Here is a 12,262-nt window from a genome sequence, read left to right as displayed (position 1 = left end):
GTTCACCCTTGCGGCTTCGGAATGATGACGCCCACGACGCGGACGAACGGATCGCCGGAGGCCGAGAGCGAGTCGATGATCGACGTCCAACTCCCCGCCGTCGCTTCGATGACGAGGCGTGTACCGGAGCGCCCGCCCGGTTCGGAGGCGACGGTCAGCGCGGCCTGCTCCCACGATCGGAGATCCGCGCGGTAGCGCTCGATCCGATCGAGCAGATCACGCTCGAATTCGTCTCGACGCCGCCGGATGTGGTCGGTCGCCGCATCGATCGCGATCGGCACCAGCGGCCGGAGTGGCTCGATCAGGTCATCGGGGATTCCGGGATTGCCCGCGGCCTCCGTCAGCCCGGCGTCCCGCACCACGGTCTCGAACTCCGTCATCACCGGCTTGCCCGGGAGCCCCGTCACCGCACCCCAGTACGAGATGGCCGGACGTCCGGCTTCGTTGGACCACACGGCCTGGGTGAGGAGGTGGGGCTGTTCGACCGAACCGCACACCACCGGCACCTCGTTGCGGCCGAAACGGCCGATGGCACGGTCACCGGCCCAGTCGAGCACGGGGTGGATCGGAGCGAGGAAGTGCACATCGGGCCAGAATGAGTCCTGCGATCGTTGGGCTCGGGTCAGTCGTTCCCGTGCGGTGTCCTTGCTCCCGGTCAGGCGAAGCCTCTCCTCGATGCGCTGCTCGCTCAGGTAGTCGGGCGGCAGGTCGCGGAATCGGGTGATCAGATCAGCGGGAGGTGCGAAGGCGACGAGATCGCGCTCGTCGTCGCGATGCAGATCGAGCGCGGCGCCACTGTCCGCGGCGATGTCCGAGAGCTCGTCGGTGAGGTAGTTGTCGTCGTCGTCGAACAGCGACAGCCGTGCGGCGGTCTCCGGCGCGGGGTCGGTCTCGTGCGCCCCGCCCTGAACGATCAATCGGGCGAACGGATCCAGCTTCTCCGGTTTCGGTTCCGGGATCACCTCATCGAGGTCCTCACCCACCCTGATCGCCTCCATCACGGTCTCCTCCTCGATCTTCGCATCGTGAAGATCGAGGAGCACCTGGGCATCGCCCAGCGCACGGTTCGCCTCATGCTCCTTCTGCAGCAGCTTCGTGACCACGTTGAGGTCGTCCGTCACGTCTTCGTCGGCGGCCAGGGCGAGCGCCGCGATGCGCGGTGAGTGCATCTGCCCGTACCGGTCCACCCGGCCGTTGCGCTGCTGGATCCGGATGAACGACCACGGCAGGTCGTAGTGCACCAGCTGGTGGCACTCCTTATGCAGATTGAGTCCCTCGGAGGCCATATCCGAGGCGATCAGGATCCGGATCGGCGAGGCCTTCTGTCCGAAGCCCTCCACGACCGCCTGGATCTTCTCGTCGGAGAGCCCGGCGTGCAGCACCTCGACTGCGAGCACCCCGCCGGATGCCTTCGCCGGGAACTTCAGGCGCCGTCGCAGCTCCGCCTGCAGCCATTCGAGTGTGTCGATGCGCTCGGAGAAGATGACCACCCGCTCCTCGGAGTTCTTCGCGACTCCGATTCCGACCAGGTAGTCGACGAGCCGTGCCAGTTTGGCGGGCGTCGCGACGTCCGCGGCCGCGGCGAGTTCATCAAGGCGCTGTAAGGCCATCGATTCGCGCTCGAACTCGTCCCCGATGGCACGGATGCGGCGGTCGATACTGGCCCGCAGTGCCCGGGGAGAGGAGAGGAACGCCTTGTACAGCGTCCACGGGAAGAGGCGCCGCCCCTTGCCCTCAACCACCGGCTGCCCGGTGGGGTGCAACCAGACGTCCTCCAGCTCGCGCAGCACGGCCCGCTCCGCGGGAGTGGGCGTGACACCGACGATGTCGGGAGTGCGACGCTCCCGCCATTTATGGGCAACGTCGAGCTTCACATCGGGCGAGTTGCGGTGCCGGCGCACATAGAGGTGCTCGATATCCTCGGCCTGGTACTTCTGCGGATCCACGATCGCCGTGGGGTCGAGCATGTTGATCAGCTCGGCGAAGGATTCCTGTTTTCCGTTGTGCGGCGTGGCGCTGGCGAGGATGAAGGCGTCGGATTGCGCGGACAGCAGCCGTGCCAGCTCGTTGTTCTGCGTTCCACGGTTGATCAGGTTGTGGCACTCGTCGATCACTACGGCGTCCCAGTGCTGGTTCTTCAAGTGGTGCTTGTAGCGGGCCGGGTTCTTGAGGGTGTCGATGGAGACGATCGCACGCTTGTAATAGCTGAACGGGTTCCGCGAGCTGGGCAGTGTCTGCTTGACGCGCTGGATTCCGGCGGAGTCCAGCCGAACGAGTGGGATCGCGAATCTGGTCCAGAGTTCCTGCTGGAACTGTTCGAGCACGGCGCGGGGCGTGACCACCAGGATGCGTTCGCCGCGGCCCCGCCGGATCAACTCGGACAGCAGGATGCCGATCTCGAGGGTCTTGCCCAAACCCACCGCGTCGCCGATGAGGATGCGGGGCCGCAGGTTCCGCAATGCCTGCGCAGCTGGCCGCAGCTGGTAGTCCATGCGGTCGAGCAGGGCTTCATGACCGACGGTGATCCTGGTATCGGACACCGGGATCGGGCTCGCCCGGCGTGCGGACTCCAGCCACAGGCGGGTGCGCCGGAATCCCGGCGACGCATCCGCGACGAGATTCCCGTCGCGCGGATCGAGCCGGTGGACGACGTCCAGTTCCGGGTGGTCGAAGAACACGGCGTCCTGATCGCGGACGAGCTCGCTCAGACCGGTGACCTCGACCCGGGTTCCGTCTCGCTCGGTGGTGCGCACCGCACGCACCAGCCACTCCTCATCGCGAACGACGACGCGTTCCCCTGCGGCGATATCCGCCATGTACCGGTGCCTCCTCTAGCGCTCAGGTGCTGAGCTTAGGCGTGCGCGAGATGCGCACTGAACAGACCCGCGGTCTCCTCGCCCGGCTCGTGCGTGCCGAACAGCAGCGCACGATCGAGGAGCGTGTTGTTCTCCTCGCACGAGGTCTCCGGCGCGAGCACGCACGCATGGCAGGCCGCCATGTTGAGCGCGTCGGTGCCCGACGCCGGTGACTCGATGCATACCGGGTCCGATGTGCACCAGGACAATCGCGTCAGCCCCTCACGGACGGCTTCCACGAACCGATGCGGATCCGCCTGGGATGCCACACCGCCCAGGCTTCCCGCGGAATCGGAGCTCGCCGTGTAGATCAGCATGCCCGCCATCTCCGCATCCACGAACAGGCGTTCCCGCAGGGCGGAAGCGGGATAGCCGGCGTCCAGCGAGAGCTGATCGATGAGGACGTGCGCGAAGGTGTGCAGGGCGACCTTCGCGATGTCCACCGTTATGGGAGCGCGCTTGAAAGCCGCGCCCTGCTTGTCCGCCGCGCGCTGCAAGAGCTTCCGACGACGCTGTGCGAACTCGGATTCGGCCCACTCGGTCACCTTCGTTCGGTCGAATCCGACGAATATGCCCTCGCCGATCACCTCGATCGCGGGCAGCCAGTTCGTCCGGTCGGGCGACAACGCACATAGTGAAACTTCATCCGCTTCGCCGCTCAGCCGCGAAAACCCGCGCAAAGCGCGAACCTCACGAAGGCGGGTGACCTTGCGGAGTTCGGTGAGGGAAGCCGGAACCACAGCCGGGAAGTTCCCGCCGACAACGGTTTTCAGGCAGACGAAATCGGGATCCTCGTCGTTGTCGTCGCGGCCGTCCATCAGCGCCTTGAACTCCTGACGGCGCAACTGAGCCTCGTCCAACGCTTCGCCGCTCTCCTCGCCGTGCCGCCTGAGCACCTCCGCCACGATCTGTTCCGCGGTGAACTTCCCCCGCGACTGGTTCGCGGCCGCCTGCGCTGCGGCGTCGTCGGGCGCGAGCACCTTCTCCACGAAAGGCCAGTTCTTGGCGACGAACTTCGACAGCGCCTCAGAATAGGGCGGGATGGAGATGGCCGAACGGACCGCGGGAAACCACACGTTCGACGCACCGCGCTGCAGAACCCTCGGCACCTCATCGCACTCCTGGTCGAACTCGGGCCCGAGCCACGGCCGGTGGCCTTTGCAGCTGAAAACGCCCTTCATCGCCGTCGCATGCGATGCGCCGTCGAGGCTCTTCTGCTCCACCCCGCACGTGCATTCGAGGACCAGATCATCCAACGACGATGTGCGGCCCAGGGAGACCATTCTCATCTCATGGGACGCACCCTCACCGCCCCTGGGGCCGCGGTGGAGCCATTGGAAGAACGGGAAATCGTCGATGTGCCCGCGCTTGCAGGCGATGATCAAACGGAACGGGGATAGTGCCGCACCGTCGCGCCCGTCCTTGCAGCGGCAGTGTGTGGCGTTCCAGTCACCCCCGAGCTGCGTTGTGGTTCCCAGCCGGCGGCATGCGGGGCAGATCTGGGTCTCGGGGAACCGCACCACCGGAACGTCCCTTCGACCGCCCGCCGCGGGCATTCTCAGCTCCTGCACGCCCAGCGATCGTGCGAGCCGGGGTTCGACGACCTCGGGGCACTTGTCGTGCTTCCAGTGGTGCAGTCCCACGATCATGTAGCTCGACGTCTCCGACGGGAAGAGGCCACCGATCCCGTAGGTGCTCACCAATTGACTACGACGCGCCTTGGCTGCGGATTCGCTCACTTCTTCCTCCTCAGTGACATGTGGTGGAGGCTGCTCTCGGCGTCGACGTCCCGCATGCTCTGCAGGGTCGGCCACGGGGGCTCGTGAACCGAATAGTCGATGTCCTCGTTCACGAGCGCGTCCTCGGGGCGGACCATCAGGGCGGCGTCGAAGTTCTTGTTCTTGTACTTCAGGTTCGGCTGGTCGTCGCCCGCGTCTGCCCAGATTTCCCGTAGGCGCCCGATCTCGCTTTCCGTTGCCTCTGCCTCATCCGGTGCCACCCGGGCTACCCGGGCGGTCACCAACTCGTCGATCACGACCAAGTCGTCCCAACGTTCGGAGGCGAAGTGCGCCGCGTCGTCCGCCGCCATCCCCTTCACGAGCATCCGTGTGGCGGCGATGAGAACGCCGTGCAGCCCTCGATCGCGCGCGCGGGCGGCGAACGGCGTCGCGCTGGTGGCCTCGACGGCGCGGTAGAGCGACTGATGGAACGGCCGGAAGCTCTCGTAGTGCGATCGATCGCGGGATCGCGCCGAGTTGAAGATGGTGACCACCAGGCCCGGGTGCTTGCGTCCGACTCGAGATGTCGCCTGGATGTACTCGGCGCTCGCCTGCGGTTGCCCCATTACCGCCATGAGGCCCAAGCGGTCGATGTCGACTCCCACCGAGATCATGTTCGTCGCGAGCACGACGTCGTTCGGTGACTGCGTTCCTCCGACCGCGGTCTCCAGCGCTTTGAGGCGCTCAGGGATCTCCGAAGAGGGCACGCGACTGGTCAATTCGTTGATCGTCTTGAGCTCGCGTTTCGTGGAGCCAGATCGCCGCGCGACCACTCCCAGCCGTTCGCGGACATCGCCTTCGACCTGGAGGTACGCACTGCCCAGCACGCGCAGGCTGTTGAAGTACCCCAGAAGCGTCCAGTACGGGTCACGCACTGCATCTTCACCGTCGATGTCTGCGGCGGCCTGCAGCAGCGCGGCGTATACGCGCACGAGGAGTGTCGCGTGGCTCGTGCCGGACGCCATCACCCCCACGTACTGCCGGGTGCCGAGCTCGTTGCGGTCCGACGGCTCCGCGAAGAAGGACCTGTCCGGGTCGATCCCCGGTGGCGGAAAGAGATTCGCCGTCCGGTCGAACACCGCCTTGACCTGTTCTTCCGCCCGCCGAATGGTCGCCGTCGACGCGATCACCTTGGGCCGTGCCCGACCGCGCTCATCGCTGAGCGAGGGTACCGAGCACGCCGCGTCCACCGCGGTCTCGTACAGGCCGACCATCGAACCCAATGGCCCGGAGATGAGGTGCAACTCGTCCTGAATGATCAGCTCGGGCGCCGAGCCGATACCATCTCGGGCGAAGAGTTTGCCGACGTTCTCGTTCCACGCCATCATCGCGAACTTGTCCACGGTACCCAGGATCAGCTCCGGCCGGGCACGATAGACGTCCTCATCGATCACATGGACCGGTAGCCCGTTACGAAAGTCGCATGAGGGCGTGCCGCAGGCGATGCGCAGATGCTCGTGCGGTCTGCGTTCCACCGAGTACTGCCCGTCGTTCATCGCAGTGCCGCACCAGGGGCACTGCGTGAGTTGGACGGGATTCTTCTCCTGAAGATCCTGCCCGTTCGCGAGCTTGGTGAGCGAGGTTCGCGCCTCTCTCAGACTGTTGGGAGTCGCACCCGAGCCGACCCACAGACCGATCGAGAACGGCCGCGAGCCCAGTTTCGGATCGGCCTCCCGCACCGTCTCCAGCGAGCACATCAACATCGCGGCCCGCTCGAACTGCTGAATCGTCAACAGCCTCAGTGTGTACCGCATGATCACGGCAACGCCCAGCGCCGACGAATCACGGATGCGGCGCAGCAGGATGACGAACGCCACCAGTCCCAGGTACGCCTCGGTCTTACCTCCGCCGGTGGGAAACCACAGTAGGTCCGCGACGTCCCTGTCGGCGTGCTTCGGATCGTTGATTCCGGGCAGATTGAGCAGCACGTAGGCGATCTGGAACGGACGCCATTGCGCGTCGTGTCCGTCACCGACCGTTCCCTCGGCTCCACCGCGGACCCAGTCCTGCCTCGCTCGCTGCAACTGCATCGCGCGATTCGCTAGACGGAAAGCACGTAGGGCGTCGGCATCGCTATCCAGCAATCGGATTCCGACGTCGACCCTGTCGGCCGCCCTCCGCATGTCGCGGAAGTGGCGGGCCGCGACGTCGCGCAGACCACCATCCACGTGGGCCGCCCCGGAATGGACATCACCCTCGAGTGCGTCGATCCAGTCGCGGTAACGAGAGGTGAGTGCTGTGAGGTTCGCCGTGATCTCGCCGACGGCACCGTTCGCGAGGGTCTTCATCCGCAGATCGACACCTTCGACTGCTCCGGGCTTGGCCCGGTGGACTTCATGCGTGGGAATGAATTCCGTCCGGACCTCCGAGACGTCCCGGGCACCCGGCACACGGTCCCAGTCAGCGGCGCAGCCGTGACCGATGGCGAAGCTGTGGCTATCCCGGTACATCAGCGCGGCGGTGTCGAGATCGGCATCCGCTCCGATGTTCTTGGCGACGGACCGATCCACGATGTCGTCCGATTCGGCGCGAACCGTGAGGCCCACTTGAAACCAGGAGGACGAGTCGCGCAACTCGCCTTTGATCGATTCCCGGGTGTTCTTCAGGGCAACCGTCACGGTGACCACGCCGTCGCGCTCGGGCCGCACGAACGTGTAGAGCTGAAGTCCGTCCGCAACCTCGGGGCGCTTCACGCCGGCTTCGCGCAGATCTACGACCATGGGGACCTCCGGTAGCGGATGGCGCTGCCACCGTGTCTCGTCGGAGCCGGGGTCACTCGTGTCCTCGTACCGTGCACCCCGAGGGATCACCGAGACGAGTCCGGCCGAGGCGCGCACCGAGAACGTCATTCCGACCGACGACGGGAACCGCATGCGGGACTCGGCGACCGGACTGCCCTCATCGGCCTCCGCATCGGCCTCCGCGCCTGTGGGATCGGCCTTCTCTCCCTGTTCACTGATCGTGTCGTCGTCGTCCTGTACCGGCCACAAGGCACCGACTATGTAGCGGGACAGAGGCGCCTCGTCTATCATCTCGTCCATTCCCCCGCTCGGACCGACCAGATCCTTACGAAGTGCATCTACCATTTTCTCGCGGAATGCGTACATCTCCGTCAGATCGCCAGCCACCGCTACCCCACCCTTTCCATGACCTCGGGACCCGGCCGTGCCAGCCCCACGATTCGTGGCACCAGCCATAAACCGCTCGGGCCGATCCCTGCATCTTCTGTGACTTCGGCAGTCCCGGCAGAAGTTTCGACCGAAGTGAGAACCATGTCACCGAGCTCCCCGGGCCAAACGCCCGGCAGCAGCGAGAGTCCCGACGCCAGAGCTTCGCCGAACGCCGCCGTCGTGCGCCCGACCGTCGAACCGCCCACAGTCAGGTCGTACACCGGTCGATCCGCCGTCGACGCCACGACGTCGAGAACGCCGGTGACGGCTGCTCCGGCTCTGATCGAGGACAACGTGCGCTGAACCTCGGAAGCCGGTGTCATCGCGCCGACATACGGAACGCCTGCCTCCACGTCCGATCGGGTGAGCTCCAATGCGGACATCCGTAGTCGCCCGCGCGGGCCGCTGAGCCGCTGAAGGCGACCCGGTAACCAGTCGCGCTCGACGATGAGTCCCCGCGAACCACGTCCATCGACGATCACCATCGTGTCGCGGGCCCTACTGAGTGCGACGTATTCGAGGTGCAAGCGGGAGGCGTCGGACTCCTCGCCGAACGCGTCGCCGTCGCCGTCGCCGACGAGGACGACGTGATCGAACTCCAGTCCCTTCGCCCGATGAACAGTGGACACGATCACAGGGGCGTCGTCGGGTTCGACCAGCTGCAGCGGTACCGCGGCGGTTCTGATCGCAGCACGGAGCGCGGCGAGGTTGAGCTGATCGCCCGATCGCGTTCGGCCCGTGGACCGCGTCAGCGCGAACCAACATTCGGAGACCTCGTCCTGCGGCAACACCGCAGCAAGTGCTCGTTCGACGTCCGAGCGCGCAACCAGTGGGCCTGTCAGTCCGGACAGAGCATTCGCGATCCATCTGGCGCCGCCACGAGCGCGGGCCGGGCGCCTCACGACGTGTTCGATCCCACTACTGCTGAGCTCCGCGGAGACCGCTAGCACTTCCGCATTGCTGCGGCAGAGCACCCCTGTTCGCCCGGTCGGCCCCACCACCTCCTGCCAGTCGTCGACGACCTTCACGTGCGGCAGGGACTCTCGATAGGTGCGTATCAGCTCGATCGCGTCGGGCAGGCCCATCCGCCGGACCTGCTTGGAGACCTCCACGAACCGAACGCAGTCGGAACCTCGGGCGCGATAGTCGCGCTCCAACGTCACCCTCTGCGCCCCTGGAAGAGCCTCGAGCCCCACGAGAAGTTCGTCGAAGGTCGTTCCACTCTCGGACTCCGACAGAACGAAGTCGTAGATCCCCTGCAGCGGGTCACCGAGCACCGTTATGCCCGCTTCATCGTCGATACCGCCGACGATCGCGAGGACGAAGTCCGCGCGGTCGCCGACGAGGTCCTGGACTTCGTCGATGACGACGTGGCGAAGGTCGGACATCAGGTCGTTCACATCCGGATCCTCTGCGAGGAGCCGCGTCGCCATCCGAATCCGCTCGTCGAACGTTCCAACCGGTTCTAGTCCGGCGACGAGAATCAGTTCCGATGCGAATGAGTCGAAGGTACGAACGTTGACGCGGGCGAGCTCCGCCGCCCGCAAGCGATCCTCGATTGCGCGCACGGCCGCGCGGGAGAAACTGAGTACCAGTATCTCCCGCGAAGCCGATAGTCCCTCGTCGATCAGGTGCTCCAGACGAGCGGCGACGACCTCCGTCTTCCCCTGGCCTGCTCCCGCTGTCACGAGCAACCGCTCGTGAGGGGCCGCGTCGGCAACCGCCGCTTGCGACGGGTCCAACTCCGTGATCATGATCTCACCGCCGGCTTGCGGCCGGAAGAGATGTTCGATCCGCAGACCGGGACGGGGTCAGGACTCGATATGTTCGGGTCCACGGCCATCGTCCCTCATCACCTTCACGTCCAATCCCTCGGCGTTCCTGCTCAGTTCCGCGAAGAGGCGTTCAGAGGCGTCTCGACGGAGGTTCGTCGCGACCCAGACCGCACCGCCGCCGTCTAGAGTCACCTGCTTTGCGCGTGCGCTCGTTGGAAGGTCGTCACGCCCACTGATCGCACCCTCGACTTCTGCCGCGGCCACCCCACGGCGGTTCGCGACGATTCGAGCGAATTCTCGTACGGTGCGGGCCGCGGGCAGCGGCTGCATGGAGACGTCATCGGGAACGTCCAGTCCGACGAGGAAGTAATGACTGTGACCGACCTTCCCGCGAAGGAGGTCGAACCGAGACCGCAGCTGCATCGCACGCGACTTGCCGTTTCCAGAGTCGCCGGTGCTGTCGATGTAGTCCTCACCGAACCTGGCGAGCAGCGAATCGTCGAGCCGTCTGACCTGCGTCACCGGCGTGTTCATGTCCATCAGCGCCTTGATTCGATCGTCGTCCTGACCGTCGAGCTCCGCCTGGAGTGCTTCGATCGTCTGAAGTCCCGACTTCCGTACCAGCTCGACTGCAAAGGCCAGACCGGCATCTGACGCCCTGCCGTCGTTCGGATAGCGCTCGGTCAAGAACTCCGTCAATGTCGTGGCGTCTACGGGGGTGACCTCGTTCTGTTCGACATCAACAGGGTCCGTTGCGGCGGCCTCGGATACAACCGGGTCCGATTGCGCCGGGTTGGCCAGAATCCGATCGATGGCGACGAAGGTCTCGTCGAGGCTGCGCCGTGCATCGGACGCAGCCCCGAAGAGTTGATCAATGGTTTCCCGGTCGGATTCGCCGATGGCTCGGTACGATGCGCCCTTGTAGCGGCGGGCGTGCTCGAATTCCGCCCAAGCGTGTGCCGCAACTGTGCGGATCTGAATCTCGAGTCCACCGAACCGCTCGAAGTACCGAGCCAAGCTACCGCCGGAAATGATCCAGCCCGACTCAGTCGTCGCAGCCTCTCCTGCGACGACGAGGTGCCGGCAGTCGTACCCTCGGCGCCTCGGTTCCACCGCAGCCTTCTCATCACCTGGGTTTCGATCCTCACCCGGTTTCACAGCGAGGCGCGCCCGAATAAGGTCGGCCGAACGTTCGAGGTCGGTCTTCGAATACGTGATGATCCGGACCGCGACCGTGTCGGTCACATCCCGAAGAGGGTCGCGGTAGTCTTTCTCTCGCCACTTCCGCTGAAACGATTCGATCGACTTGGCTCGAGCAGTGACGTCGTGCGGTCGAATCCCCGACTCAGTCAGCAGCCGCTTCAGGTAATCACTGATCTCATTGGCGGCTGTTGGCAACCAATCCCAGTTCCGATAGTCAATGTCGGCCATGCATCCTCCCCCGAGCATCCTCGCCCCTCACTCACGATCGAATCGTAACCAGAGACTGCACCAACCGCAGCACACCGCCGAACAATCGAAGAAAATACAGATCAACCAACTGCCGCAACCATTACAACGAAGCTGTTTCAACATCACGAATCATAACTTTCGCAGGCAAGTCACGCCGACCGAACCACGGCCGTCGCGACACCTCGACTGCTTCCTTCAACTCAACGCCGGACAGGCCGAGCGCAGAAACGAGAACATGGAGCGCGAGCAAGGGCGGGATAGCGTTTCCAATCTGCTGCGCAACATTGCGCCCGCTCCACGGATAGTCCAAAGGAAACGTTTGCAGCACCCCTGACTGAGCGGAACTGAGACGCCCTTCGGTGCCATTACGGCTGCGTAACCGATTGCGAGAAATCTTCCCAGTGACGGTAAATGCAGGCTGATCGGCAGTCCGGCGGCCACGCGCACGCGGATCTCCACCGGTTCCGTAATTTGAAACGATCTCGAAATCTCCAAGATTCGGGAGCGCATCCCCCATCGTCACACAATCCAGCAGACCCGCCGTGTCATCCACCCCGCGGAACCTCTTGTGAGTCGGCTTCGGCAGTGACACTTCACGGTCGCCAGCACCGAGGCGAGCGATCAGCACAGCTCGCCGGCGCGTCTGAGGAACCCCGAACTGCTCCGCGTTCAGTACCCCAGTCGCTACACCGTAGCCTTGATCGCGCAACACATCAGCCATCGCCTCCCAAACCGGAAGTACGGCCGGAACCTGCTCCAAAACGATCGCGGAATACGGCCACCTCGCAGTCATCGCCCAGATCAATGGCTGCAACACCAAACCCGTCCGCTGGTCATCCAACGCCTCTGTTGCAGAAGCCGCTTGGTCGATTCTTCGTTCTCCCACCAACCCCACGAGATCGAGTACCAGGTCCAATGAAAGCCGCCCGGAACCGCGCCCGGCGACAGTGAAGGTCTGACACGGAGGACCAGCGGCTAGGACGGTGCAACCTGGAAAGTCATCCGGTACGACATCGCGCACGTCACCCGGCCGAGTTCGGAGCCCGGCCGCACGTCGCGTAGCTATCGCGTCAGGATCAAGCTCCACGCCAACGGAATCGAGTCCAAGCCACGTTGCAGCCACATCCAACCCGCCGGGTCCTGCGAATAGATCTACGATCCTTGCGCCGGTCCTCGAAAGCCCGTCCTGGCGCGGTTCGATCCCCATGGACGGAATCCTATCCTTTCGCAGC

The 12,262-nt window shown here is 64.9% G+C and carries 6 protein-coding genes; all 6 read right to left on the bottom strand.

What is annotated here, in order from left to right; genetic code table 11:
* Positions 1 to 2: 2 nt before the first annotated feature.
* The 6 genes from BLW32_RS09620 to BLW32_RS09595 all read right to left on the bottom strand — a co-directional run bounded on the left by BLW32_RS09620 (position 3) and on the right by BLW32_RS09595 (position 12,237).
* Positions 3 to 2,816, bottom strand: a complete 2,814-nt coding sequence (locus tag BLW32_RS09620; protein ID WP_068742511.1) for a DEAD/DEAH box helicase — start codon at positions 2,814 to 2,816, stop codon at positions 3 to 5.
* Positions 2,817 to 2,851: 35 nt separating this feature from the next.
* Positions 2,852 to 4,594: a DUF1998 domain-containing protein gene (gene drmB / locus BLW32_RS09615; RefSeq protein ID WP_068742512.1), complete on the bottom strand. Its 1,743-nt coding sequence runs from the start codon at positions 4,592 to 4,594 to the stop codon at positions 2,852 to 2,854.
* Entirely contained in the window at positions 4,591 to 7,761 is a 3,171-nt protein-coding gene (locus BLW32_RS09610) for a helicase-related protein (protein WP_231857424.1), read from the bottom strand. Before BLW32_RS09610 ends, drmB begins: the two co-directional genes overlap by 4 nt.
* A gap of 2 nt (positions 7,762 to 7,763) precedes the next feature.
* Positions 7,764 to 9,557, bottom strand: a complete 1,794-nt coding sequence (locus tag BLW32_RS09605; protein WP_068742513.1) for a UvrD-helicase domain-containing protein — start codon at positions 9,555 to 9,557, stop codon at positions 7,764 to 7,766.
* 57 nt (positions 9,558 to 9,614) lie between these two features.
* Entirely contained in the window at positions 9,615 to 11,009 is a 1,395-nt protein-coding gene (locus BLW32_RS09600; RefSeq protein WP_068742514.1) for a GTP pyrophosphokinase, read from the bottom strand.
* A 121-nt stretch (positions 11,010 to 11,130) separates the two neighbouring features.
* Positions 11,131 to 12,237: a DNA cytosine methyltransferase gene (locus tag BLW32_RS09595; protein ID WP_074850476.1), complete on the bottom strand. Its 1,107-nt coding sequence runs from the start codon at positions 12,235 to 12,237 to the stop codon at positions 11,131 to 11,133.
* Positions 12,238 to 12,262 lie beyond the last annotated feature (25 nt).

The organism is Tsukamurella tyrosinosolvens, assembly GCF_900104775.1.
Taxonomy (GTDB): Bacteria; Actinomycetota; Actinomycetes; order Mycobacteriales; family Mycobacteriaceae; genus Tsukamurella; species Tsukamurella tyrosinosolvens.
Note: the sequence above shows the minus strand (reverse complement) of the source record. Positions and strands in the feature narration are given on the sequence as shown.